Here is a 24,703-nt window from a genome sequence, read left to right on the forward strand (position 1 = left end):
GGCCGTCACAGCTCGGCGAGCAGCTCGGCCTTCTTCGACGTGAACTCCGCGTCGGTCACCAGACCGGCCTGATGCAGCTCGCCCAGATGTCGGATGCGGTCGGCGATGTCTGCGGGATCGCGTCTTCCGGGCCCCGCCGACTCGGTGCACAACGTCCCGCCCTGCGGAGGCGCGGGACCGGACGCCCGCACGGCAGCCAGCACCGAGGCGGCGAACGGCAGTGACTCGTGCACCGGGCCGTAGCCGAGACCGAAGACGACCGCGGCGGGATCCTGGTCCGCCTGACCAGGCTGTTCCCCGGAAGCGTCCCGGGGAAGCAGGCGCAGATGGCCCTCGAAGAGTTCGGGCGAGCGCCATTCGACGCCGCTCAGGTCCGAGATCGGGAACGTCTTGTCCCCGGCCTTCCATTTCGCGGAGGACGCGCCGGTCCAGAACCAGCGGAAGGCCACCGCGTCGCCGTCGAAGGTCGCCTTCCCGTCGTAGGCCTTGAACTGGCGGGGAGCCTCGGGAGGAGCCACCAGATAGCTCTCCGGACGCATGTCCTCGTGGTCGGAGAGCTTCGCCCGCAGCTCGTCCGCGTAGTACTCGCCGAGCGTCTCCCGCTCGGCGGGCAGCACGAGACGGTACGGGTCGCTCCCCTCCTTGAGCTGACCCGCGGCAGCGTCCATCAGAGGGTCCGCGCCCGGCCGAGGCACCGCGTGCAGCACGACGGTCCCGCGTTTGCCAGGCGTCAGGGACACCGCCGCGACCGCTTCCAGAGGGATGCGGCGTTCGCCCAGCGCCTGAAGCAGCTTCGGCGTGCGGATCCCCCGTTCGAAGCGGATGAGCACGGAGTCGGACTCGAACTCCCAGGCGGCATGAAATCCGGCCAGTACGTCACCCATGTGGCTCATCGTAGGCGGAGCGCGCGTCTCCGTCGCCTATCGCGTCAGACCGCTGTTTCCGCGCTTTCTACGCGCGTCAGGCGGAGACGTTCCCGGAAAAACCGTCCAGGCAGCCCTGACCTCCGCCGGCACAGTGCACTGTCTTGTACCCGCCGGTGCCGATGTCGGCGAAGTTGGCGAGGCTCTCGGTGCCCGGCACGAAGTAGCCGGTATGGCCCTTGGAGTCCCCTGCCGCCATGACGCGCGCGCCGAACGCGGAGGAGACCGGGTCGGCTCCGTGACCGAGGCCGCCCACCTCCATGTAGGGAATGTCCTGGATCCAGTCGTCCCTGTCGCGGGTGGCCCACACGCGCGCGTGTGTGTCCAGGCCAGCTGCGCTCTGGGCACGCATGCCGGGACTGCCCGCCACCGCGATGTCGCTGACCCGCCCCGGCATGTGGTGCGCCGCGACGCCGCACACCACCGAGCCGTAGCTGTGGCAGTACAGGGCGACGGAGGACCGGCCGGGCAGACCGCGCAGCATGGCGTTGAGCCGTACCGCTCCGTCCTCGGCGCGCATCGCCGTGGCGGCGTCCACGCCCAGGCCGGCCGGCGCGGTGTAGTCGGCCCATGCGACGACCGCGGTACGTGTGTGCGGACTGGCGCCGCGCTCGGCGCCGTACAGGGAGCGCGCCATGCCCACGGGCGCCGAGTACTGGCGGGACGTGCGCTCGAAGGTGAGCACGTTCGTGTCGACGCCGGGCACCACCACGGACACCCGCTGGGCCTTGTCGAGGTCACCGAAGACCTCGGCGACCCGGCCGGCGCCCAGGGGGTCGAAGGAGAGGATCTTGCGATCGGGCTTCGCCAGGGACGTGAACCGGTTCATGCGCTTCTTCGCGTCGGCATGGCCCACGGACGACAACCGGTTGTCGTACATGCGCCTGTGCTCGACCTGGCGGGCCTGGTCGAGCGCGACGCGGTTGGCGCGATATCGCAGCTCTACAGGGGCACCGTTCATGTTGCCGACCGCGAGCGGATACCGGGCGGCGAGCTCGCCGCGCTGGTGCGCGCTCAGCGAGCCGAAGAAATGCGCGAGGCGGCTGGGGGAACCGTCGTGCGCGGGCAGGGCATGTCCGTTTATCCGGCCGTGCTCCCAAGCGGTGAGCGTGGTCTGGAGCGGCGATGTGACGCCTCGCTGATGGCGCACCGCGGTCCAGCCGGTGGTGGCCAGCATGACGAACACGACGACCAGCGCAAGCAGTGCGCGCCAGACGTTGAGTTGGGGAGAGGTATCGAAGGAAGTCACTGCGGGACACCCTAAGAGAAGCGCGAGCGGCACCGTGAATGAGGTGAGTCGGATCACGTTTCCCGTGGTGTATTTGGGTAGAACCGGACACGGTTGCAGCGATGGCATCACGCTACGTAGGGGTAGGAAGTGCCTCCCGCCACTGCCCGGCCAGCGAAGGCCTCAAGTGCTCCAGATACGACTCGGTGAGTGCGCGGATCGATTCGATGCTCGCGTCCTCTCCCGCGCCCCACAGGCGTCCGGTCATCCGCATGACGCCGCCGAACGCGGCGACGGCCACGCGCGGGCGCGGGTCGCTGTCCACGTCGAGGCCTTCGCGATCGGCGACCACGCGCGCGAGTTCCTCTTCCAGTTCGATGGAGCGGCGCAAGTGCACCGCGAGCAGGGAGGGCGTGGATTCGATCATCTGGTAGGTGCGCATGTGGAGTTCGAGGGGGACGAGCTCCTCGACGACGCGGCTCATCGCGTCCCAAGTGCCGAGTACGGTTCGCCGCAGCGCCTCGAACGGGCTTTCCTCTGAGGGGCGTTCACGCAGCGCGGCGACGAAGCGGGACTCCACCGTCTGCTGCACCGCGAGCGCGACCTCCTCCTTGTTCGCGAAATACCGGAAGAACGTGCGCTGGGACACCTCGCAGGCCTCGGTGATCTCGTCGACCGTCGTCCGATCGAACCCCTGGGTCGTGAAGAGCTCAAGTGCGGTGCGCAGCAAGGAGTTTCGGGTGCGCTGCTTCTTGAGTTCACGCAGGCTGATTCGATCCGTCATGGTCCTCTTTCTTGCCGTTTGTGCAGCTCACCATAGTGTGAGCGACGTGACAGTTACTGACTTGTTAAATGGTTCGTCAACTGTCAGTGGCTGTCATTAGCCTCGAACACATGACTAGTCAGACCACTGTCGACAAGGCGGATCGGGTTCCGGAGCCCGAGCACGTCCCGGCACCGGCCAAGGGGCTGCGCGGGCACCCCTGGTTGACACTCTTCTCCGTCGCGATCGGCGTCATGATGGTCGCCCTCGACGGCACCATCGTCGCCATCGCCAACCCGACTATTAAGCAGGACCTCGGCGCGACCTTCGCCGACGTCCAGTGGATAACCAACGGCTATTTCCTCGCTCTCGCGGTCGCGCTGATCACCGCGGGCAAGCTCGGTGACCGATTCGGCCACCGGCAGACCTTCCTCATCGGTGTCATCGGCTTCGCCGCCGCGTCGGGGGCCATCGGCCTGTCCGACAGCATCGCCCTCGTCATCACGTTCCGCGTGCTCCAGGGCCTGTTCGGGGCACTGCTCATGCCTGCCGCGCTCGGCCTGCTGCGCGCCACGTTCCCCGCCGAAAAGCTGAACATGGCGATCGGTATCTGGGGCATGGTCATCGGCGCTTCGACCGCCGGCGGCCCGATCGTCGGCGGGCTGCTCGTCGAGCATGTCAGCTGGCAGTCGGTCTTCTTCATCAACGTCCCCATCGGCGTTCTCGCCCTTGCCCTGGGGCTTTTCATCCTCCTCGACCACCGTGCCGAGAACGCGCCGCGGTCCTTCGACGTCCTGGGAATCGTGCTGCTGTCCGGCGCGATGTTCTGCCTGGTCTGGGCGCTCATCAAGGCCCCGACATGGGGCTGGGGCGACGGTATGACCTGGACGTTCATCGCCGGATCGGTGCTGTGCTTCGTGGTGTTCGCGCTCTGGGAGACCCGCGTCGCCGAACCGCTCATCCCGATGGCCCTGTTCCGGTCCGTGCCGTTGTCGGCCGGTGTGGTGCTCATGGTGCTCATGGCCATCGCGTTCATGGGCGGGCTGTTCTTCGTCACGTTCTACCTCCAGAACGTGCACGGCATGAGCCCGGTCGAGAGCGGCATGCACCTGCTTCCGCTGACCGGCATGATGATCGTCGGCTCGCCGTTGGCGGGGGCGATGATCACGAAGTTCGGCCCTCGCGTCCCGCTCGCCGGCGGCATGACACTCACCGCCATCGCCATGTACGGGATGTCCACGCTGGAAGCGGGAACGGGCAGCGGGATCATGTCCCTCTGGTTCGCCCTGCTGGGTCTTGGCCTCGCGCCCGTGATGGTCGGAGCGACCGAAGTCATCGTGGGCAACGCGCCGTTGGAGCTCTCCGGCGTGGCCGGTGGACTCCAGCAGGCCGCGATGCAGATCGGCGGCAGCCTCGGCACCGCCGTGCTCGGTGCCGTCATGGCGTCCAAGGTCGACAGCGATCTCGCCGGGAACTGGACGGGCGCCGGGCTCCCGCCGCTCACGCACGAGCAGCTGGGTCAGGCGGCGGAGGCGGTCCAGGTCGGCGTCGCGCCGGCGCCTCCGGGCACCCCGCCGGCGCTCGCCGAGAAGATCACGGGCGTCGCGCAGGACACCTTCATCTCGGGCATGAGCATGGCCTGCCTGGTCGCCGCGGGTGTCGCCGTCGTCGCCATCTTCGTCGCGCTGCTGACCAAGCGCGGGGAGAACGCGGAGGCGGGCGCGAGCGCAGCGCACATCTGATGGCCGGCCATCGGCCCTGACTGCCGGCCATCGGCCCAGATCGCGTGCAACCGCCTTTGCGGCGCGCGAAACCGCTCGTGCGAGGGAAGCCCCCGGGAACTATCCGGGGGCTTTCGCTTATCAGGGTGACGTCCCTCGGCAGACCTTCCCGGAACCAGATCTTCCGGGCCAGAGTGTCTGGCACGCGATCAGTCGCGAACGCAACTGGTCGACACGACACGGGGGTTGAAGCACATGCGTACATTCATGACCACGGCTGCCGCCGCGACCGCACTCGCCGCGGTGGCGCTCACTCCGGGCCTCGCCACCGCGGCGGCGCCACCGACCTTGGGTGACTGCGCGGCGGGGGAGCTGTGCCTCTGGGGCAAGAGCGGTTTCAAGGGGTCCCGGCACGCCTATGAACTGGCCGATATCGATATCGAGAGCTGCATCGCGCTGCCGGAGGGGAGTAGCGCGACGTCCCTCGCCAACCGCACGGGCCGACCCGTCACCACCTATCAGTCCGCGGTGTGCGCGGAGACCGGTGAGTTCCAGACGTACCCCGGCAGCGGGACGTGGGAGCCCGAATCCCCGTACCGGGCACGGGCGTTCAAGGTCTGGGAGCAATAGGCGGCCGACGGGGGCCGTGGAGTACGGCGCGCGATAGACCGCGGCAAGCGGGGTACCCGAAGCATCGCCCGAGTCCGGAAGAACCGGAAAAACCGGAAGAACTCAGGGAGTGATGATGGCGGGCTTCGGACACACCACGCGCAAGCACCCCCGCTCACGTGGCCGCGCATGGTCACGGACCGGGCCGGACCGCGCGTCGCTCGGAATCATCGGCCTCATCTGCGCGATCGCCGGTTTCTTCACCCTGGGGATCGTGCTCGGACCGGTCGCCGTCGTCTGCGGTTGGCTGGCCATGGGCCGTCGCTGGACCGGCACACAGTCGGTACCGGCACTCGTCGCGGTCGTGCTCGGCGCGATCGACACTCTCCTCGCGATCGTCTGGCTGGCCTCGGCGGCCGGGCCGCTCGCGGGCGGAGCGTTCTGAGCGAACCGGGACATGCCGGAGGGCGGCGAGGCCAAAGCCCTCGCCGCCCTCCGCCGAGCCACCCGTCAGGCAGTCATCGCTCAGGCGTCGCCCCCGGCCGCGCCGGGATCGGCGGCCGAGACGTCGAGCAGCTGGTAGCGGTCGATCGCCTGCTTGAGGACCGACCGGTCGACCTTGCCTTCCCGAGCCAGCTCCGTGAGCACCCCGACCACGACCGATTGGGCGTCGATGTGGAAGAAGCGACGCGCGGCGCCTCGGGTGTCCGCGAAACCGAAACCGTCCGCGCCGAGCGACTGGTACGTGCCGGGCACCCAGCGTGCGATCTGGTCGGGGACCGAGCGCATCCAGTCGGAGACCGCGACGAACGGCCCCTGCGCGCCGGACAGCTTCTGCGTGACGTAGGGCGTGCGCTGCTCCTCTTCTGGGTGCAGCAGGTTGTGGCGCTCCACTTCCACTGCCTCGCGGCGCAGTTCGTTCCACGACGTCGCGGACCAGACGTCGGCCCGTACGTTCCAGTCCTGGGCCAGGATCTGCTGCGCCTCGATCGCCCACGGGACGCCGACGCCCGACGCCAGGATCTGGGCGGGGATCGAGCCCGAGGTCCCGGTGCTGATGCGGTGGATGCCCTTGAGGATGCCCTCGACGTCGACATCGGCCGGTTCGGCGGGGTGCTGGATCGGCTCGTTGTAGACGGTCAGGTAGTAGAAGACGTCCTCGCCCGCCTTGCCGTCGGCGGTCGGGCCGTACATCCGGCGCAGCCCCTCCTTGACGATGTACGCGATCTCGTAGGCGTACGCCGGGTCATAGGCCACGCAGGCGGGGTTGGTCGAAGCGAGCAGCTGCGAGTGCCCGTCCGCGTGCTGGAGGCCTTCGCCGGTCAGTGTCGTGCGGCCGGCGGTCGCGCCGAGGACGAAGCCGCGCGCCAGCTGGTCGCCCATCTGCCAGAACTGGTCGCCGGTGCGCTGGAAACCGAACATCGAGTAGAAGACATAGACCGGGATCAGCGGCTCGCCGTGGGTCGCGTAGGCGGAGCCGGCGGCGATCAGGGACGCCGTGCAGCCGGCTTCCGAGATGCCGTCGTGCAGCATCTGGCCGGTGGCCGACTCCTTGTAGGCGAGCAGGAGTTCACGGTCGACGGACTCGTACTGCTGGCCGAGCGGGTTGTAGATCTTCGCGCTCGGGAAGAAGGAGTCCATGCCGAAGGTGCGGTACTCGTCCGGAGCGATCAGCACGAAGCGCTTGCCGATCTCCTTGTCCCGCATCAGGTCCTTGAGCAGCCGGACGAAGGCCATCGTGGTGGCGATCGACTGCTGCCCGGAGCCCTTCTTGACGCCCGCGTAGGCCTTGTCGTCCGGAAGCTGAAGGGGCTTCGCGCGCACGACACGGGTCGGGACGTACCCGTCCAGCGCCTTGCGGCGGTCGTGCATGTACTGGATCTCCTCGGAGTCCCGGCCGGGGTGGTAGTACGGCGGGGCGCCGCTCTCCAACTGCGCGTCGGTGATCGGGATGTGCAGCCGGTCGCGGAAGCCCTTGAGGTCGTCGACCGTCAGCTTCTTCATCTGGTGCGTGGCGTTGCGGCCCTCGAAGTTCGGGCCGAGGGTCCAGCCCTTGACCGTCTGCGCCAGGATGACCGTCGGCTGCCCCTTGTGCTCCCTGGCGGCCGTGAACGCGGCGAAGATCTTCTTGTGGTCGTGGCCGCCGCGGCCCAGGTGCTGGATCTCCTTGTCGGTCATGTTCTCGACCATCGTGCGCAGGCGGTGGTCGTCACCGAAGAAGTGCTCGCGGATGTAGTCGCCGGTCTCCGTGGCGTACGTCTGGAACTGGCCGTCGGGCGTCGTATTCAGCCTGTTGACCAGGACGCCGTCCCGGTCCTGCGCGAGCAGCGGGTCCCAGCTGCGGTCCCAGACCAGCTTGATGACGTTCCAGCCGGCGCCGCGGAACTGGGACTCGAGCTCCTGGATGATCTTGCCGTTGCCGCGCACGGGACCGTCGAGGCGCTGCAGGTTGCAGTTGACGACGAAGGTGAGGTTGTCGAGGCCCTCACGGGCGGCGATGGAGAGCTGGCCAAGCGACTCGGGCTCGTCCATCTCGCCGTCGCCGAGGAAGGCCCACACCTGCGACTTGGAGGTGTCGGCGATGCCGCGGGCCTCCATGTAGCGGTTCATCCGGGCCTGGAAGATCGCGCCGAGCGGGCCGAGGCCCATGGAGACGGTGGGGAACTCCCAGAAGTCCGGCATGAGGCGCGGGTGCGGGTACGAGGAAAGCCCGTTGGGCGACTTCGACTTCTCCTGGCGGAAGCCGTCGAGCTGCTCCTCGCTGAGCCGGTCGAGCAGATAGGCGCGGGCGTAGATGCCCGGAGAGGCGTGGCCCTGGAAGAAGACCTGGTCGCCGCCGTCGCCCTCGTCCTTGCCGCGGAAGAAGTGGTTGAAGCCCACGTCGTACAGCGACGCGGAGGAGGCGAAGGTGGCGATGTGACCGCCGACGCCGATGCCGGGCCGCTGAGCGCGGGACACCATCACCGCCGCGTTCCACCGCGTCGCGTTGAGGACCCTGCGCTCGATGTCCTCGTTGCCGGGGAAGAACGGCTCGTCCTTGGTGGCGATCGTGTTGATGTAGTCCGTGCTGCGCATCTCGGGCACGGCCACGCGCTTCTCGCGGGCCCGCTCGATCAGCCGGAGCATCAGGTACCGGGCACGCTCGCGGCCGCGCTCGTCGATTGCGGCGTCAAGGGAGTCGAGCCACTCCTGGGTCTCCTCGGGATCGAAGTCCGGGACCTGGCTGGGAAGACCGCCAATGATGATCGGGTTGCGATCGGATCCGGAAACCACGCTGTTCCTTCACTGTCGGTGATGCCACTGTTCCACTGTCGGGTACGCCGTTGTCCATCGTGTACCTCGAATTCGGAATCGTCATCTCTACCGAGAGGTAATTCGAGGTCCGGTACGCATCCCACCAGCCGTCGCGCTCAAACCGCCACGATACGCCGATTTCGTTCAAGAACTCCGTGGCGGTGGCGGTCCCCGGTCGCGCTCGGTGCTCGGGCAGTGACGGGCAAAGCTGACAGATCGCTGTGGCATAGATCACTGGCCGGTGGGGATCCTTGACGGGAGTTGCGGTGACACGGCCTGGAAAGTCACCGTTTCGGCGGTCTTGACGGCCGGGTACTTGCGCGATCCGTCGCGCACGTGTGGACTACGGCCAACGCTTCGCGCGTACGCGAGGCTGTAGACAACTTCGTAAACACGATCAGGAGGCAATCCGTGAGCGCGACCGCGGACCACGCGGAAACGAACCTTGCCGTGAGGCTGGGTTTCCAGACCGACCAGGTGGTCCAGGAGATCGGCTACGACGACGACGTCGATCAGGAGCTCCGAGAGACCATCGAGGCGGCCATCGGCTCCGAGCTCGTCGACGAGGACTACGACGACGTGGCTGACGCCGTGGTGCTCTGGTTCCGTGATGACGACGGGGACCTTACTGATGCGCTGGTGGACGCCATCGCTTACATGGAGGAAGGCGGCTCCATCCTGCTTCTGACGCCGAAGACCGGCCGCGACGGTTACGTCGAGGCCAGTGAGATCGGCGAGGCCGCCACCACGGCGGGCCTGACCGCGAGCAAGAGCGTCAGCGCGGGTAAGGACTGGACCGCAAGCCGTCTGGCCACGCCGAAGGCGGCAGCCAAGAAGCGATAGCAGCCGCAGCGGAACGAGAACCGTAGTGAGGGCCCCCGCAGGTGCGCCACAGCGCCCGCGGGGGCCCTCACGCATGACCGCACGCCCCGCACCGACCTGCTCGGCGGCGCCCGTACGCGGGCAACTAGGCTGAAGCCACCCGAACAGCCCCACCGAAGGGAAGCTTCACCATGGCGATCGAGGCCGGCACCAAGGCTCCGGAGATCGAGCTCAAGAACCAGCACGGTGAGACCGTGAAGCTCTCGGACTTCCGCGGCGAGAAGAACGTGGTGCTGCTCTTCTACCCGTTCGCCTTCACCGGGGTGTGCACCGGCGAACTGTGCGCGCTGCGTGACGAGTTGCCGAAGTTCGTCAACGACGACGTGCAGCTGCTCGCCGTATCGAACGACTCCCCGTTCTCGCTGCGTGTCTTCGCCGAGCAGGAGGGCCTGGAGTACCCGCTCCTGAGCGACTTCTGGCCGCACGGCGAGGCATCCCGCGCGTACGGCGTCTTCGACGAGGAGAAGGGCTGCGCGGTGCGCGGCACGTTCATCATCGACAAGGAGGGCGTGGTCCGCTGGACCGTCGTCAACGGCCTGCCCGACGCGCGTGACCTGAACGAGTACGTCAAGGCGATCGACGCCCTGTAGGGCGAGCCATCGACGGACGACACCCTGCTGGATCCCTCGCCGGGGCGGGAACCCCTTACTAGGATCCAGACGTTGATCCGATACCAGAGCAGCACGGGGGCTCCCCGCCCCTAGAGACCATAGGGAGGAATCGTGGGAGTCAGCCTCAGCAAGGGTGGCAACGTATCGCTGAGCAAGGAGGCCCCTGGCCTCACGGCAGTGGTCGTGGGCCTCGGGTGGGACGTCCGTACCACCACGGGTACGGACTTCGACCTCGACGCGAGCGCCATCCTGACGAACGCCGAGGGCAAGGTCCGCAACGACCAGGACTTCGTGTTCTTCAACAACCTGAAGAGCGCGGACGGCTCGGTCGAGCACACCGGTGACAACACCACAGGCGAGGGCGAGGGCGACGACGAGCAGGTCAAGGTCGACCTCGCTTCGGTTCCGGCCGATGTCGACAAGATCGTGTTCCCGGTCTCGATCTACGACGCCGAGAGCCGTCAGCAGTCCTTCGGCCAGGTGCGCAACGCGTTCATCCGCGTCGTGAACCAGGCGGGCGGCACCGAGATCGCCCGTTACGACCTCTCCGAGGACGCCTCCACCGAGACCGCGATGGTCTTCGGTGAGCTGTACCGCAACGGGGCGGAGTGGAAGTTCCGCGCTGTCGGCCAGGGCTACGCCTCGGGTCTGCGCGGCATCGCGCAGGACTTCGGCGTCAACGTCTGAGCCGAAGCACCGCAGCACGTTCATCCCGTCCGGCGCCGCACTCCCAGTGCGGCGCCGGACGCGCTCGACCACAGCACCACCACACCTCGGGGAGGACACGATCATGGGCGTCACACTCGCCAAGGGAGGCAATGTCTCCCTCTCCAAGGCCGCACCGAACCTCACACAGATCCTGGTCGGGCTCGGATGGGACGCGCGCTCCACCACCGGCGCCGACTTCGACCTCGACGCCAGCGCGCTGCTCTGCAGCGGCGGCCGGGTCATGGGCGACGAGTGGTTCATCTTCTACAACCAGCTCAAGAGCCCCGACGGTTCGGTCGAGCACACGGGGGACAACCTCACCGGCGAGGGGGAGGGCGACGACGAGTCGGTCCTGGTCGACCTCTCCAAGGTGCCGGCCGGCTGCGACAAGATCATTTTCCCGGTCTCGATCCATGACGCGGACAACCGCAGCCAGACCTTCGGCCAGGTCAGCAACGCGTTCATCCGTGTCGTGAACCAGGCGGACGGCCAGGAGCTCGCCCGTTATGACCTCTCTGAGGACGCCTCCACCGAAACCGCCATGATCTTTGGCGAGGTGTACCGATACGGGGGAGAGTGGAAGTTCCGGGCAGTCGGCCAGGGGTACGCGTCCGGGCTGCGGGGCATCGCTCTAGACTTCGGAGTCAACGTTTCCTAAAGCGTTCTCCTGGTGAGGTTCAAGCTCGGGCGGTCCCGGGGTTTTGCTGCTGGGGGTCCGGGGGCCACCCTCCGGAACAATGCCTTGTAAAGCCGTGCACGGAGCGGGGGAGCCCCGTACAACCAGCACGGGGAAACCCGTTCACATGATGGGGAAGCCAGTGGTTCTGAAAACCTTCGGCTGGTCGCTCGCGATCACCGTGCTCGGCTTGATCGCCGCAGTGTTCTACGGCGGTTGGGAGGCCTTCGGGGTCGTCCTGATCCTCGTGATCCTGGAGATCTCGCTGTCCTTCGACAACGCGGTGGTCAACGCCGGAATCCTGAAGAAGATGAGTGCCTTCTGGCAGAAGATCTTCCTCACGGTCGGCGTGCTGATCGCCGTCTTCGGCATGCGGCTCGTCTTCCCCGTCGTCATCGTCGCCATCAGCGCCAAGCTGGGGCCGATCGAGGCGGTCGACCTCGCGTTCAACCAGCCCGACCGGTACCAGCAACTGGTCACGGACGCGCACCCGTCCATCGCCGCCTTCGGTGGCATGTTCCTCTTCATGATCTTCCTCGACTTCATCTTCGAGGAGCGCGAGATCAAGTGGCTCGGCTGGCTCGAGCGCCCGCTCGCCAAGCTCGGCAAGGTCGACATGCTGTCGGTCTGCATCGCCCTGATCGTGCTGCTCGTCGCTTCCATGACGGTCGCGGTCCACGCGCACCAGCACGGCGGCGTGCACGCGGACAAGCAGGCCACCGTGCTGCTCGCGGGCGTCGCGGGCCTCATCACGTACCTCGTCGTGAACGGTCTGTCGGGCTTCTTCGAGCACCGTCTCGAGGAAGAGGAGGAGCGCGAGCACGAGGCCGAGGAGCAGGCCAAGCGCGAGGGCAAGCCGCAGTCGGCGGCGGTGATGGTCGGCAAGGCCGCGTTCTTCATGTTCCTCTACCTCGAGGTCCTGGACGCGTCCTTCTCCTTCGACGGTGTGGTCGGCGCCTTCGCCATCACCAACGACATCGTGATGATGGCCCTCGGCCTCGGTATCGGTGCCATGTACGTCCGTTCGCTCACGGTCTACCTCGTCCGCCAGGGCACCCTGGACGACTACGTGTACCTGGAGCACGGCGCGCACTACGCGATCGGCGCGCTCGCCGTCCTCCTCCTGATCACCATCCAGTACCAGATCAGCGAGCTCATCACGGGCCTGATCGGTGTCGTGCTGATCGCCTGGTCCTTCCTGTCCTCGGTGCGGCGCAACAAGCGGATCGCGGCCGAGGAGGGCGGCTCCTCCGGGAGTTCGGACAAGACCGAGGTGTCCTCAGGAGTCTGATTCACGGGTTTGACCCCTGGGGTATTCCTGGAACGCTGTGAGCGGGGCGGTTGTACGAGGACAAGTCCTCAGCGGCCGCCCCGTCGGCATGTACGGCGGCACTTGGGGGCGGTATGTCCATCTGGGACAGGGTATGGCGCGGAAACTCCGCGCAGTTCGAGTTCGATTCGGGCAGCGCGGCGACCAACGCCATCGAACTCACCAAGCGACATCCGGTCGTCTCGCTCTCCAAGCAGGGTGCGGCCACCGGCAATCTGCGGATCAACCTGTCGTGGCGGATGCGGACTTCGGACATCGGCGGTCCCAAGCGGAACAGCCTGATGCGGCATCCGTTCAGCATGTTCAAACCCGATGTGGTCCAGGCACACACCCAGTCGATGGTCAATGTGGACCTCGACCTCGGCTGTCTGTACGAGCTGAAGGACGGTTCGAAGGGGGTCGTGCAGCCCCTCGGCAGCTTCTTCGGAGCGCTCAACGAGCCGCCGTACGTGAAGCTGAGCGGCGACGACCGGTTCGGCTCGGGGTCCGGCGAGACCGTCTACGTCAACCTCGATCACCGCGACGACATCAAGCGCCTGCTGGTGTTCGTCTACATCTACGACCAGACGCCGGCCTTCGACCGTACGCACGCCCATGTGACGCTGTACCCGAGCAACGGTCCCCGGATCGAGATCAGCCTCGACGAGCGGGCACCCCAGGCCCGCTCGTGCGCCGTGGTCACCATCGAGAACGTGAAGGGCGACTTCGTCGTACGACGCGAGGTGCGCTTCGTGTACGGGTTCCAGGCCGAGCTCGACCGGCTGTACGGGTGGGGCCTGCAGTGGGGTCGGGGCTACAAGAGCGTCACTGGCCGATGAACTGCGGCCCCTGCGGCGGCAGTTTGAAGGCCGGGTCGGGCCACGCCGACACCGGCTGCGGGTACCCGTACGCGGGCGGCTGCTGCTGCGTGGCGGCCGCCGGCGGATAGCCGTACGCGGGCGGCTGCTGGGGCGGCAGCGGGAACGCCGCCGCCACGACCGGCGCCGCCTCGGGCATCGGGCCGGGCGCCGCGAGAGGCGGTGCCGGCTCGGCGGCCGGGGTGGACACGGCAGGCACGGGCTCGGGCTCGGCGGCGGGAGCGGCATCGGGCTCGGCGGATTCGTCGACCGCGATGCCGAAATCCGTGGCGAGGCCCACCAGGCCGTCGGAGTAGCCCTCGCCGACCGCGCGCAGCCGCCAGCCGTCGCCGCGCCGGTACAGCTCGCCGCAGATCAGCGCGGTCTCGGCGCCGGTCTCCGGCTTGATGTCGAAGTACGCGATCGGCTCGGCGCCCTCGGCCGCGGAGTCGTAGAGGGAAAGTCGCAGCGACCGAACGGTCTCGAAGGGGGTGGTGCCCGGGTCCGTGGAGGCCGTCACGAGGATCCGGGTGATCTCCGCGGGAACGGCCGAGAGGTCCGCCTGGACGGTGTCCGTCATGCCGTCGGCGACGCGCTTCTGGCCGAGCCGCCAGACCGTCCCCGAGGGGTGGCGCGGCTGGTTGTAGAAGACGAAGTCCTCGTCGGACCGGACGCGCCCGTCCGCGGCGAGCAGCAGCGCCGAGGCCTCGACGGTCGGCGCGCCCTGCCCCGGGGACCAGTGGAGCACGGCGCGCACCGCCGTGGCTTCGAGCGGGACGTTCGCCCCCTTGAGCATCGCGTGCGTCATGCGGTCATCCTGCCTCCCCGGTCCTGGTCACGACAACGCGGGGTACCAAGATCGACAGCCCTGTGGGCGGCCGGTGGGAGGCCGGAAAACAGCGCGCGACATGCGCCGGTTACCAGAACTTCATTACGGTCGGGAACCTTTGACACACCCTTGTACGTACTATTACCGGCCACATCATTTCGGGTGGACCGGCAGGTCGGGGGAGTCTCATGCGTCATTTCGGGCACATCGCCCCTGAGGTGCGGGAGCGCCTGTTCCACGAGGAGCCGCGGGACTTCACCGCGGACTCCCCGCCCCGCATGCTCGCGGCGGCACTCGGGGCGACGCTCTACAGTCCGGCGACCCGCCCGCAGCTCGCGGACGACGTGCTCAAGCAGGCCGGGCACGGCGTCGTCTCCATGGTGCTGTGCCTCGAGGACTCGATACACGACGGCGAGGTGCCGGGCGCCGAGGAGAACCTGGTGCGGCAGCTCACCGAGCTCGCGCGCAGGGACACCGAAGGGGCCGGGCCGCCCCTGCTCTTCATCCGGGTACGGACCCCGGAGCAGATCACCGATCTCGTGGCACGGCTCGGCCCCGCCGCGGAGCTGCTGTCCGGATTCGTGCTGCCGAAGTTCACCGAGGAGCGGGGTGTTCCGTTCCTGGAGGCCCTCACCGCCGCCGAGGCGGCCTCCGGACGGCGGCTTTTCGCCATGCCGGTCCTGGAGTCGCCCGACCTGCTGCACCTGGAGACGCGCGGCGAGACGCTGGCCGGCATCGCCCGCACCGTCGACAAGTACCGCGAGCGCGTCCTCGCGCTGCGCCTCGGCGTCACCGACTTCTGCTCGGCGTACGGGCTGCGCAGGCCGCCGGACATGACGGCGTACGACGTCCAGATCGTGGCGTCCGTCATCGGTGACGTGGTCAATCTGCTGGGCCGGGCGGACGGCACCGGGTTCACGGTGACCGGGCCCGTCTGGGAGTACTTCCGCCACCAGGAGCGCATGTTCAAGCCGCAGCTGCGCCGCAGCCCCTTCCTGGAGGGCCGGGCCGACGACCTGCGGAAGGCGCTCATCCAGCACGACATGGACGGGCTGCTGCGCGAGATCGAGCTGGACCGGGCCAACGGACTGCTCGGCAAGACCTGCATCCACCCCACGCACGTGCTGCCCGTGCACGCGCTCTCCGTCGTGAGTCACGAGGAGTACAGCGACGCCTGCGACATACTGCGGCCCGAGCGGGGCGGTGGCGGTGTGCTGCGGTCGGCGTACACGAACAAGATGAACGAGGTGAAGCCGCACCGCGCGTGGGCCGAGCGGACGCTGCGGCGTGCGGAGGCGTTCGGGGTGGCGCGGGAGGACGTGGGGTTCGTGGAGCTGCTGACGGCCGGGTTGCCGGGATGAGTGACGAGGAGAGTCGGGCTTTCGGGGTGCGTGAACCAGGGGTGCGTGGATTCGGGGTGCATGAAGAGGTGAGCCCGGTGGTCGGGACGCGTGAAGAGGCGGGAGGCGGCGGGAACGTGGTGTGGTCCGGGGAGTGGGTCGCCGAGCGGCTCGGGGTCGAGCTGACGGGTGACCGGGAGCTGCCCGGACTCCTTGGGCTCGCGCTGCGGCGCAACCCCAAGCGTGCGCACCTGCTGGTGTCGAACGTGCTGGGCAAGCACGTCCCGCAGAGTCCATCGGTGGTGTGGGGTTCGGGGCGCGAACTCGGCGTACGGGTAAGGGAACTGCTGGGCGACGACGCGGCGCGCCGCGCGGTCGTCCTCGGCTACGCCGAGACGGCGACGGGGCTCGGACACTCCGTCGCCGACGGCCTGGCCCTCGCGACCTACCTGCACTCCACGCGCAGGCCCGTCGAGGGCGTGGCCCGCGCGGGCGGCTTCGAGGAGTCCCACTCGCACGCCACCTCGCACCTGCTGCTGCCCGAGGATCCGCACCTGCTCGCGGGGGACGGCCCGCTGGTCCTCGTCGACGACGAGTTCTCCACGGGGAACACGGTCCTGAACACCATCCGCGCGCTGCACGAACTGCACGCGCGCGGGCACTACGTCATCGTCGCGCTCGTCGACATGCGCTCGCCGGGCGACCAGGGGCGACTGGAGGAGTTCGCGCGCGAGATAGGGGCGCGGGTCGACCTGGTGGTCGCGGCGCGCGGCGCGGTGAAGCTGCCGGACGGGGTGCTCGAGAAGGGGCAGGCGCTCGTCGCCGCGCACGAGGACGGGCAGCTGCCCGCACCCCGCCGGGAGCGCGCCGAACTCATACGCCTCGACGACCTCGGCTGGCCGCGGGGCCTGCCGGACGGCGGGCGGCACGGATTCACGCCGGAGCACCGGGAGCGCCTCGAAGCGGCACTGCCCGGCATGGCCGCGCGCCTCGCACCGCACCTGGGCGACGGGCGCGTACTCGTCCTCGGTAACGAGGAGTTGATGTACGCGCCACTGCGCCTCGCCACCGAGCTGGAGGCGGCGGGCGCCGACATCGCGTACTCCACCACGACCCGCTCGCCCGTCCTCGCCGTCGACGATCCCGGCTACGCGATCCGCAGCCGCCTCGTCTTCCCGGCGCACGACGCGCCGGCGGACGGGCCGGGGGACCGGTTCGCGTACAACGTCGCGGGCGGCGGCTTCGACACGGTCGTCGTCGTGCTCGACTCGGTCGGCGACACCGCCGAACTCGAAGGCCCCGGCGGGCTGCTGGAGCGGGTCGCCGAGCACGCTTCGCGGGTGGTCGTGGCCGTGGTGCCGTCGTACGTTCCTCAGGAAAGGTCCCCCATGCCGTTGCCCGAGCCGTTGCGCGGCCCCGCGTTCTCCTCGTACGCGCCGGACGAGGTGGGGTGGCTGCTCCAGGACCTGTCGGACGTACAGCTGGAGGCGCCGACCGAGGAGCGCGAGGAGGCCATTCAGGGCGGGGGCGCGCACTACGCGGAGTCGCTGCCCGTCGAGTACCAGCCCAGCGCGCAGTACCAGGAGTTGTTCCACGCCGCCCTTGAGGCGTCGGCGGGCCGAATAGCCCACGCGGTGGGCGTGGTCACCGAGACGGTGCTCGCCGAGCGGTCGCCGCGCCCGGTGCTTGTGTCGCTCGCGCGCGCCGGGACGCCGGTGGGGGTGCTGATGCGGCGCTGGGCGCTGCGGCGGCACGGCCTCGAACTGCCGCACTACGCGGTGTCGATCGTGCGTGGTCGGGGCATCGACGCGAACGCGCTGCGCTGGCTCGCCGCGCACCACGATCCGGCGGATGTCGTGTTCGTGGACGGGTGGACCGGCAAGGGGGCCATCACGCGCGAACTCGCGGCCGCGGTCGCCGAGTTCGAGGGCTTCGACCCGGAGATCGCCGTGCTCGCCGACCCGGGGTCGTGCGTGCGCACGTACGGGACGAGGGAGGACTTCCTCATCCCTTCGGCCTGCCTCAACTCCACGGTGTCCGGGCTGATTTCGCGGACGGTGCTGCGATCCGACCTGGTCGGGCCCGACGACTTCCACGGGGCGAAGTTCTACTCCGAGCTGGGCGACGCGGACGTCTCCGGGCGGTTCCTCGACGCGGTGGAGGAGCGGTTCGCGGAGGTCACGGAGGCGGTCGACGCCGAGGTCAAGGAGTTGCAGGGGGCCGACAGGGCGCCCACGTGGGAGGGCTGGGCGGCCGTCGAGCGGATCAGCGAGGAGTACGGGATCCACGACGTGAACCTGGTGAAGCCCGGGGTCGGCGAGACGACGCGGGTGCTGCTGCGGCGGGTGCCGTGGAAGATCCTGGCGCGCGAGGACGCCGGGGCCGATCTCGACCATGTGCGTCTGCTGGCGGAGCAGCGCGGTGTCCCGGTCGAGATGGTCGGTGAACTCCCGTACACCTGCGTCGGGTTGATCCACCCGAAGTTCACGCGTGGGGCGACGGGGACGGACGGCAAGGCGGTGGCGGCCAAGTGACCACCAACACCACCACCGTCGTCGCGAGCGATCTCGACCGTACGCTCATCTACTCCGCCGGCGCGCTCGGCCTGACCATGCCGGACGCCGAGGCGCCGCGGCTGCTCTGCGTCGAGGTGTACGAGGGCAGACCCCTGTCGTACGTCACCGAGGACGCCGCCGAGCTGCTGGTCGAGCTGGGGCGGCGCGCGGTGTTCGTGCCCACGACCACGCGGACGCGGGAACAGTACGGGCGGGTGCGGTTGCCGGGGGCGGCGCCGACGTACGCGATCTGTGCGAACGGTGGGCACTTGCTGGTCGACGGGGTGTCGGATCCGGAGTGGCGGCGGGCGGTCGGGGAGCGGCTCGACTCGGAGTGCGCGCCGCTCGGGGAGGTCCGGGAGCGGATGGTCGCCGCGGCGGATCCGGCGTGGCTCCTGAAGGAGCGGGTCGCGGAGGACCTGTTCGCGTACCTGGTCGTCGACCGGGCGGCGCTGCCGGAGGGGTGGGTCAAGGAACTCGGGGAGTGGGCCGACGGGCTCGGCTGGGGTGTGTCGCTTCAGGGGCGGAAGGTGTACGCCGTGCCGAAGCCGTTGACCAAGGGGGCGGCGGTTTCGGAGGTTGCGCGGAGGGTCGGTGCGGGGTTGACGCTGGGGGCGGGGGATTCGCTCCTGGACGCGGATCTGCTCCGCGTGGTGGACCGGGGGTGGCGGCCCGGGCACGGGGAGCTGGCGGATGTGGGCTGGGCGTCGCCCGGGGTGACGGTGTTGGCTGAGCGGGGAGTTGTGGCGGGGGAGGCGGTGTTGCGGGGGTTCCTCGGGGCGGTGTGATGTGCGCGCGGCACGGGGGTCCCGGGGCTGTGCCGGGGCGGCGCCCGTCGTTTCGTTGCGCGGCACCGCTACGGGGCTCCGCCCCGGACCCCGCGCCTCAATCGCCGGCGGGGCTTGAAATGGATTGAGTAGCGGGGTCCGGGGCGGAGCCCCGTAGCCCACCCTCAGCCGCAGCAGCCGCCCCCGCAGCAGCCGCCGCCCCCTCCTGCCCCAGCGCTCGGGGGCGGGGACGTGGCCGTGCCCGCCACCGACACCGTGGAGAGGAGTTTGACCGTGTCGGCGTGGCCCTCCGGGCAGGTGGCGGGGGCCGCGGAGGCGGACATCGGGCGGGACAGTTCGAACGTGGCGGCGCAGCTGCGGCAGCGGTACTCGTAGCGTGGCATGCGCCAAGAGTACGGTCAGGCCCGGTCAGTTGGAGCGTGCCTGGCCTGCCAGTACGGGTTGTCGTGCGGCAGCGTTCCGCTGACCCGCCCGTACATCCCGAAGAACATCAGCAGCACACCGACGACAAAGCTGAACAGCACGTTCTGGATGCGGAACGCCAGGAAATTGAAGCCGGTGTCCAGCAGGGCCAGATTCACGAAGCCGCTGAGGATGAACAGGATCCCCAGCGTCATGTTGAGCGTCGACGCGAAGTTGCCGCCGATCACCATTCCGGCGAAGAGCAGCAGGCCGACGCAGATGGACAGGACGCTCAGCGCGCCGTTCGTGCTGAGGCCCGCGACGGAGTCCCCGCGGGTGTCGAAGAACCCGATCTTGTCGATGAGCCCGAGGATGCCGAAGGCGAGCAGCACGAGCCCCATCAGACCGGCTCCGGTGCGGTACACCCTGCTGAGCCGATGGTCGAGGGGCAGATGCTCGTCGAGTGTGACGTGGCGTCGGGGCCCGGGGTGGAGTATGTGCGTGGACATGATCGCCCCGCCTCCTTGTACGCGGTACGCGCGCACCTGCGGTACGCACGTGGACGTACCTCAAGGATCCGCCCGTCCCGCGGGTTGTGCCAACGTCAGACGCCGCCGCCCCGGTCCTCCCGGATCTGCGTGACCACGCGGGCCACCGTCCGCCGCACGCCCTCGGTCTCGGTCAGGAAGTGCCAGTAGTCGGGGTGGCGCCCCTCAAGGCCCGCGACGGCGCGGTCCAGGCGCGCCACCGACTCGTCGAGGGGGCGGGCGTGCCGCGGGTCGGGCGTGGACCGGCCCGCCATCGCGAGGCGTTGCGCGTCCCGGATCGCGAACCGCGTGCGGTCGATCTCCGCCCGCGGGTCCTTCGCCACCGCGTTCAGCCGCTGAAGGCGGTCGGAGGCCGCCGACACCGACTCGTCCGTCGCGTTCAGCAGGGCGCGGACCGTGGAGAGCCGCGCCGTCGCGTTCGGCCAGTCCTGGCTCTCGCGGGCCGACCGCGCCTCGGCGAGCTTGGACTCGGCCTGCCGCACGTTCTCCGCGGCTGTTTCCGGCACGGACTGCAGGTCCTGCCAGCACGCGACGGTGAACCGCCGCCGCAGCTCGCTGAGCACCGGCTCGACCTGCCCGGCCCGCGTCTGGAGCGCCTGGGCGCGGGTCCGCAGGGAGACGAGCCTGCGGTCGATCTCGGCCGCCCGCTCGGGCAGCCGCTCGGCCTCGGCCCGTACGGACTCGGCGTCGCGCGCGACCCGCTCCGCGCGCTCCAGCGTCTCCGGTACGCCGTGCTGCCCCGCTCCCTGGTTGAGCTTGGTCAGCTCGGGGCCGAGGGTGGCGAGCCGGGCCGCCAGATCGTCGGCCTGGAGGCCCGCCTGCCGTACGGCGTCGAGCGCGGTCGTCGCCGCCAGCAGGGCCTGCCGCGCGCGCTCCACCGACGGGGCGACCCGCGCCAGCTGTGTCTCCGCCTTGCCGAGCAGCGGTCCGATGCCTTGCGCGAAGCGGTCCAGGTCCTGCTTGACCTGCGTCAACTGCTGCTTGGCCTCGGTCAGTTGAGCATGGGCGCGGGAGGCGGCGGACGCCTCCAGGTCGTCCCGGTCCAGATCGTGCGCGTCGACCGCGGTGATGTACTGCCCGCTGACCTCGTCGATCCGGCGGCCGAGCCCCGCGAAGTCGTCGACGGCGCGGCGGGCCGCCGGCGAGTCGTCGACCGCGGTGATCGTCTCTATCGAGATGCGCAGGTCCCGCTGGGCGGTGTCAAGGTCGTAGAAAGCGGCGGCCGCGTCGTCCTTGGCGGCCTGCGCCTGCGCGCGCTGCGACTCGGCGCGGCCCCCGAACCACCGCCGGGTGCCTCCGGCGTTGAACGCGCCCGTGAGCGTCGCCGTGAGGAGGGGGAGCGGGAGAAGGGCGAGTGTCAGGACGTCGGTGAGGGCGCGGCGGTTCCTTTTGGTCGTCGTCGCCGTCACTAACCTCTGACCTCTCCGCGCTGTCCGTGCCTTCATCAGCCCTGCCCGGTACATTCTCCCATCGGTTAATGACGAACACACGGGTCCATTAGTTCGCGGTTCGCCGGGTGACTTTCCCGCACGTCGGCCGGGGCGGTCCCTGTTTGCCGAGCATGGGCGTCGGCAAGGTAGGCTGTCGACTCGTCCTGGCGGTGCGCCGGGATCACGGGCGCGTAGCTCAGGGGTAGAGCGTCTGCCTTACAAGCAGAATGTCGGCGGTTCGAAACCGTCCGCGCCCACCGTGAAGCGTGTTGAACGAAGGCCCTCAGGTGATCAAGCCCGGGGGCCTTCGTCGTTCCCGGGGTCGTCGCGTGCGGGCTCGTCGTGCACGTGCTTGAGGCGGGCGCGGGCCCGCACCGCGTCGCCGCCCGTCAGTTCGGACCAGTACCGATGGCACGTCACGAAGACGGCCAGTTCCAGCTCGCGCCTGCGGAGTTTCTCGACCTCCGCCTGATCGTCCTCGCTCCAGCCGGGCGAGGCCGCGCGCTCCATTTTGCGCCAGCCCTGGGTGTCCATGACGGCGTCGTGGGGCTCGACCGACCAGGGGAGCCGCTTGAGCAGGGCCAGGAGCTCGGCCCTGATCTGATGCAGCTCGGCCTGGCCCGCGAGGAGGTCGTCGGGGAAGTCGAAGTCGGAATCATCGGTCGCTGCCACCCGGCAATGGTACGTCTGTTCGAATTCAGGGTGCGAGCAACTTCGGGTACTTCATCGGGTGGTTCACGCGAACGTGTGGTCGACGGTGTTCGATCGCCGGGTGCAGGGCGCCGTCCGGCGGCAGACTGGAGGCATGTGCCGCAGCATCAAGACCCTTCGCCCGCCCGCGCTCCCCGAAGAGGCCACCGGGGACGAGATCAGGGCCGCAGCCCTGCAGTACGTACGGAAGGTGTCCGGCTTCCGGGCGCCGGCCGCGCACAACCGCGAGGTGTTCGAGCGGGCGGTGGACGACATCGCCCGCGCGACCGCCGAGCTGCTCGACGGCCTTGAGGTGCGCGGGTCCGGCGGGCCACCGAGCAAGCCCTCGGAGCCCGCTCGGGCCTCCTGAGCCGCCCCGACATTCCGTCGAGCCCGGCTCGGATCCCCTGAGCCGCGCGGGGACAGGCCTCGCCGGTCCCGCTCAGGCCTCCTGGGCCGCCGGTACCGGCCTGCGCATCACGTACGCCGCCACCGCGCCCGCGCCCACCAGGGCGAGGACCGAGACGACGGTGGAGAGCCAGCTCGCGCCGAGCCACTGGGCGCCGAAGTAGCCGAGCGCCACGCTGTACGCGGCCCAGGCCACGCCCGCGAGCGCGGACCACGGCAGGAACTCGCGGACGCGGCGGTGTGCCGTGCCCGCCGCGAAGGAGACGACCGAGCGGCCCGCGGGTGCGAACCGGGCGATGATCACGAGCAGCCCGCCACTGGAGCGCGCGAGCGCCCCGCCGAGACGTTCCTGCGCGGTGCGCAGGCGCCGGGAGCGGGCGAGGGCGCGGTCCAGGCGCTCGCTGCCGCGTGCGGCGAGCCGGTACGCGACCAGGTCGCCGAGGACCGAGGCCGTCGCGGCACAGAGTGTGAGGGCGAGCAGGTCCGGGAGGTTGGGGTGCGGCACACCGCCGGTGGCGGCCGCGCCGCCCGCGGTCGCGGTGGCCGCGGCGATCACGAGGAAGCCGCTGGGCAGCACGGGCACGAACACGTCGAAGACGACGGAGAGCGCCACGATCGCGTAGATCCACGAGCTGTCGGTCAGCGGCCCCAGGACACTCTCCAGCACTGTTCGCCTACTCCCGTGAGGACCGTTCCGGTGCGCTTTCCGGCCGTTCCCTCCCGAAAGGAGCGGCTGACATGACAGCTCTACAGCGTACGCCTCGGAAGTGGCTGAAGTGGCGAAAGGGGCACAGTTGTTCCTGATCTCACGTTCCCGCGTGTTCCTGCCGTGATGGGTCGGTCACGTCCCGTACCAAAAAGTCATCGCAAGGAGGAAGAGGGTCGGATCCGGTGACCCCAAGTGATCGGAAGGAACGGAAATGAAGGCAAGAATCGTGACGGGTGTCCTGGCGGCGGCCGTGCTCGCGGTGAGCAGCGGCACCGCCAGTGCGACGACGAGCTACTGGGTGCGGGTGGCGGGGCACTTCTCGCCGCCCGACGCCTTCGTCGCGTCGACGGCGCTCACGTACGACAAGGCCCTCGTGCCGCCGGCGTCGTCGGTCCAGGTGGCGCAGCACGGGACGGACTCCGGCATGACCGTGAGCATGCGGGTGAGAGGGCTCGTTCCAGGTCACAAGTACGGGGCGCACGTGCACCAGAAGTCGTGCGGCGCCGACCCCGAGGCGGCGGGCGGGCACTACCAGAACGTGGTGGATCCGAAGCGGGTGACCGCGGAGAACGAGCTCTGGCTCGACTTCACGGCCGACGAGAACGGTGACGGCCGGGCGAAGGTGCACAAGAAGTGGGGGCTACGGCCAGGCGGCGCGGGCTCCATCGTGATCCACGACAAGCCGGGCGCGTCGGGCGACCGGGTGGCGTGCGTCTCGGTGCCGTTCACCTCGGTTTCCTGAGGGGTCTTTCCCTGAGGGGGTCTGCGCGTACGACGGCGGCCCGCGCCCCCCCGGGGCGCGGGGGGGGCGGGCCCCCCGGGGGGGGGCCGGGGGGGGCGGGGGGGGGGGGGGGGGGGGCCCCCCCCCCCCCGCCCCCCCCCCCGGGGGCGGGGGGGGGGGGGGGCCCGCCGTCGTACGCGCAGGGGCTCAGGCCGGGACGGCCTCGCCCGCCGGCGCCGTGTCCTCGACCCGCTCGCCGCGCGTGGCGAAGAGGCGGTCGAGGCCCAGCGCGCCGGAGCCGGTGAAGACGAGCAGCAGCATCGTCCAGCAGAACAGGGCCGCGGCCTCGCCGCCGTTCTGGATCGGCCACAGGGCCTCGGGCTGGTGCATCTTGAAGTACGCGTAGGCCATCGAGCCCGACGCGACGAAGGCGGCGAAGCGGGTGCCGAGGCCGAGCAGTACGAGGCCGCCGCCGACGAGCTGGATCACGGCCGCGTACCAGGCCGGCCAGGTGCCGGTCCCGACGGTGCCGCCGCCCATCGCGCCGCCGAGGACGCCGAAGAGCGATGCGGCGCCGTGGCAGGCGAAGAGCAGGCCTATGACGATGCGGAACAGGCCGAGAGCGTAGGGCTGGGCGCGGTTGAGACGTCCAGTCATGGTGGGGCTCCTTCGGTCGGTGGGGACGAAACCGAGAGCACCGGC

25 protein-coding genes and 1 tRNA gene are annotated in these 24,703 nt (G+C 69.6%); 15 read left to right on the forward strand and 11 right to left on the reverse strand.

Annotated features, from left to right (window positions below):
* Positions 1-5: 5 nt before the first annotated feature.
* The 3 genes from ACIRHA_RS37820 to ACIRHA_RS37830 all read right to left on the reverse strand — a co-directional run bounded on the left by ACIRHA_RS37820 (position 6) and on the right by ACIRHA_RS37830 (position 2,935).
* On the reverse strand, positions 6-884 hold the full coding sequence (locus ACIRHA_RS37820) for a DUF4429 domain-containing protein (protein ID WP_403855423.1): 879 nt from the start codon (positions 882-884) through the stop codon (positions 6-8).
* 76 nt (positions 885-960) lie between these two features.
* Positions 961-2,172, reverse strand: coding sequence for an alpha/beta hydrolase (locus tag ACIRHA_RS37825; RefSeq protein ID WP_403855425.1), 1,212 nt, complete (start codon positions 2,170-2,172; stop codon positions 961-963).
* A gap of 112 nt (positions 2,173-2,284) precedes the next feature.
* Positions 2,285-2,935 (reverse strand): TetR/AcrR family transcriptional regulator, encoded by a 651-nt coding sequence (locus ACIRHA_RS37830; RefSeq protein WP_403855427.1) that lies wholly within the window; start codon positions 2,933-2,935, stop codon positions 2,285-2,287.
* Positions 2,936-3,045: 110 nt separating this feature from the next.
* Here ACIRHA_RS37830 and ACIRHA_RS37835 point away from each other — a divergent pair, with 110 nt between their 5' ends.
* From ACIRHA_RS37835 to ACIRHA_RS37845, 3 genes are all read left to right on the forward strand, one after another.
* Entirely contained in the window at positions 3,046-4,656 is a 1,611-nt protein-coding gene (locus ACIRHA_RS37835; RefSeq protein ID WP_403855429.1) for an MFS transporter, read from the forward strand.
* 234 nt (positions 4,657-4,890) lie between these two features.
* Positions 4,891-5,265: a peptidase inhibitor family I36 protein gene (locus ACIRHA_RS37840; protein WP_351332847.1), complete on the forward strand. Its 375-nt coding sequence runs from the start codon at positions 4,891-4,893 to the stop codon at positions 5,263-5,265.
* A 112-nt stretch (positions 5,266-5,377) separates the two neighbouring features.
* Positions 5,378-5,689 carry a small hydrophobic protein gene (locus ACIRHA_RS37845; RefSeq protein WP_403855431.1) on the forward strand — a complete coding sequence of 104 codons (312 nt, stop codon included), beginning with the start codon at positions 5,378-5,380 and terminating at the stop codon, positions 5,687-5,689.
* Between the two features lie 80 nt (positions 5,690-5,769).
* Here ACIRHA_RS37845 and aceE read toward each other — a convergent pair whose 3' ends face one another.
* Entirely contained in the window at positions 5,770-8,517 is a 2,748-nt protein-coding gene (gene aceE, locus ACIRHA_RS37850; protein WP_403855433.1) for a pyruvate dehydrogenase (acetyl-transferring), homodimeric type, read from the reverse strand.
* Positions 8,518-8,949: 432 nt separating this feature from the next.
* Here aceE and ACIRHA_RS37855 point away from each other — a divergent pair, with 432 nt between their 5' ends.
* The 6 genes from ACIRHA_RS37855 to ACIRHA_RS37880 all read left to right on the forward strand — a co-directional run bounded on the left by ACIRHA_RS37855 (position 8,950) and on the right by ACIRHA_RS37880 (position 13,563).
* Entirely contained in the window at positions 8,950-9,381 is a 432-nt protein-coding gene (locus ACIRHA_RS37855) for a DUF3052 domain-containing protein (protein WP_266720038.1), read from the forward strand.
* A gap of 170 nt (positions 9,382-9,551) precedes the next feature.
* The gene (locus tag ACIRHA_RS37860; protein WP_266720040.1) at positions 9,552-10,010 is read left to right on the forward strand and encodes a peroxiredoxin; all 459 of its coding nucleotides are present in this window, start codon (positions 9,552-9,554) and stop codon (positions 10,008-10,010) included.
* Positions 10,011-10,142: 132 nt separating this feature from the next.
* Positions 10,143-10,718, forward strand: a complete 576-nt coding sequence (locus ACIRHA_RS37865) for a TerD family protein (RefSeq protein ID WP_266720042.1) — start codon at positions 10,143-10,145, stop codon at positions 10,716-10,718.
* Between the two features lie 103 nt (positions 10,719-10,821).
* Complete coding sequence (locus ACIRHA_RS37870) at positions 10,822-11,397, forward strand: TerD family protein (RefSeq protein WP_403855435.1); 576 nt, start codon at positions 10,822-10,824, stop codon at positions 11,395-11,397.
* Positions 11,398-11,557: 160 nt separating this feature from the next.
* Entirely contained in the window at positions 11,558-12,706 is a 1,149-nt protein-coding gene (locus ACIRHA_RS37875) for a DUF475 domain-containing protein (protein ID WP_403855437.1), read from the forward strand.
* Positions 12,707-12,819: 113 nt separating this feature from the next.
* Positions 12,820-13,563 (forward strand): Tellurium resistance, encoded by a 744-nt coding sequence (locus ACIRHA_RS37880; protein ID WP_403855439.1) that lies wholly within the window; start codon positions 12,820-12,822, stop codon positions 13,561-13,563.
* Here the strand turns inward: ACIRHA_RS37880 and ACIRHA_RS37885 are convergent.
* Positions 13,550-14,389 (reverse strand): TerD family protein, encoded by an 840-nt coding sequence (locus tag ACIRHA_RS37885; RefSeq protein WP_403855441.1) that lies wholly within the window; start codon positions 14,387-14,389, stop codon positions 13,550-13,552. The genes ACIRHA_RS37880 and ACIRHA_RS37885 overlap by 14 nt on opposite strands.
* A gap of 209 nt (positions 14,390-14,598) precedes the next feature.
* On the opposite strand from ACIRHA_RS37885, the gene ACIRHA_RS37890 reads away from it, so the two are divergent.
* The 3 genes from ACIRHA_RS37890 to ACIRHA_RS37900 all read left to right on the forward strand — a co-directional run bounded on the left by ACIRHA_RS37890 (position 14,599) and on the right by ACIRHA_RS37900 (position 19,093).
* Positions 14,599-15,771: an HpcH/HpaI aldolase/citrate lyase family protein gene (locus ACIRHA_RS37890; RefSeq protein ID WP_403855443.1), complete on the forward strand. Its 1,173-nt coding sequence runs from the start codon at positions 14,599-14,601 to the stop codon at positions 15,769-15,771.
* Positions 15,768-18,284, forward strand: coding sequence for a phosphoribosyltransferase (locus ACIRHA_RS37895; protein ID WP_403855445.1), 2,517 nt, complete (start codon positions 15,768-15,770; stop codon positions 18,282-18,284). Before ACIRHA_RS37890 ends, ACIRHA_RS37895 begins: the two co-directional genes overlap by 4 nt.
* Before the next feature lie 77 nt (positions 18,285-18,361).
* On the forward strand, positions 18,362-19,093 hold the full coding sequence (locus ACIRHA_RS37900; RefSeq protein WP_403855653.1) for an HAD family hydrolase: 732 nt from the start codon (positions 18,362-18,364) through the stop codon (positions 19,091-19,093).
* Between the two features lie 164 nt (positions 19,094-19,257).
* On the opposite strand, the gene ACIRHA_RS37905 is transcribed toward ACIRHA_RS37900, so the two are convergent.
* From ACIRHA_RS37905 to ACIRHA_RS37915, 3 genes are all read right to left on the reverse strand, one after another.
* Complete coding sequence (locus ACIRHA_RS37905; protein WP_403855447.1) at positions 19,258-19,476, reverse strand: zinc ribbon domain-containing protein; 219 nt, start codon at positions 19,474-19,476, stop codon at positions 19,258-19,260.
* Positions 19,477-19,491: 15 nt separating this feature from the next.
* Positions 19,492-20,004, reverse strand: a complete 513-nt coding sequence (locus ACIRHA_RS37910) for a DUF4383 domain-containing protein (protein ID WP_403855449.1) — start codon at positions 20,002-20,004, stop codon at positions 19,492-19,494.
* A 95-nt stretch (positions 20,005-20,099) separates the two neighbouring features.
* Complete coding sequence (locus tag ACIRHA_RS37915) at positions 20,100-21,488, reverse strand: hypothetical protein (RefSeq protein WP_403855451.1); 1,389 nt, start codon at positions 21,486-21,488, stop codon at positions 20,100-20,102.
* 170 nt (positions 21,489-21,658) lie between these two features.
* Here ACIRHA_RS37915 and ACIRHA_RS37920 point away from each other — a divergent pair.
* Positions 21,659-21,730: transfer RNA gene (locus ACIRHA_RS37920), tRNA-Val, on the forward strand.
* A gap of 34 nt (positions 21,731-21,764) precedes the next feature.
* Here the strand turns inward: ACIRHA_RS37920 and ACIRHA_RS37925 are convergent.
* The gene (locus ACIRHA_RS37925) at positions 21,765-22,145 is read right to left on the reverse strand and encodes a hypothetical protein (RefSeq protein ID WP_403855453.1); all 381 of its coding nucleotides are present in this window, start codon (positions 22,143-22,145) and stop codon (positions 21,765-21,767) included.
* Between the two features lie 133 nt (positions 22,146-22,278).
* Between ACIRHA_RS37925 and ACIRHA_RS37930 the strand changes: the two genes are divergently transcribed.
* On the forward strand, positions 22,279-22,533 hold the full coding sequence (locus ACIRHA_RS37930; RefSeq protein ID WP_403855455.1) for a DUF2277 domain-containing protein: 255 nt from the start codon (positions 22,279-22,281) through the stop codon (positions 22,531-22,533).
* Between the two features lie 72 nt (positions 22,534-22,605).
* On the opposite strand, the gene ACIRHA_RS37935 is transcribed toward ACIRHA_RS37930, so the two are convergent.
* Positions 22,606-23,238: a DedA family protein gene (locus ACIRHA_RS37935; RefSeq protein ID WP_403855457.1), complete on the reverse strand. Its 633-nt coding sequence runs from the start codon at positions 23,236-23,238 to the stop codon at positions 22,606-22,608.
* A 253-nt stretch (positions 23,239-23,491) separates the two neighbouring features.
* Between ACIRHA_RS37935 and ACIRHA_RS37940 the strand changes: the two genes are divergently transcribed.
* Positions 23,492-24,022 (forward strand): superoxide dismutase family protein, encoded by a 531-nt coding sequence (locus ACIRHA_RS37940; protein WP_403855459.1) that lies wholly within the window; start codon positions 23,492-23,494, stop codon positions 24,020-24,022.
* 186 nt (positions 24,023-24,208) lie between these two features.
* Here ACIRHA_RS37940 and ACIRHA_RS37945 read toward each other — a convergent pair whose 3' ends face one another.
* Positions 24,209-24,658, reverse strand: coding sequence for a DoxX family protein (locus ACIRHA_RS37945; protein ID WP_403855461.1), 450 nt, complete (start codon positions 24,656-24,658; stop codon positions 24,209-24,211).
* Between the last annotated feature and the right edge of the window lie 45 nt (positions 24,659-24,703).

This window comes from Streptomyces sp. NPDC102360, assembly GCF_044766085.1.
Taxonomy (GTDB): domain Bacteria; phylum Actinomycetota; class Actinomycetes; order Streptomycetales; family Streptomycetaceae; genus Streptomyces.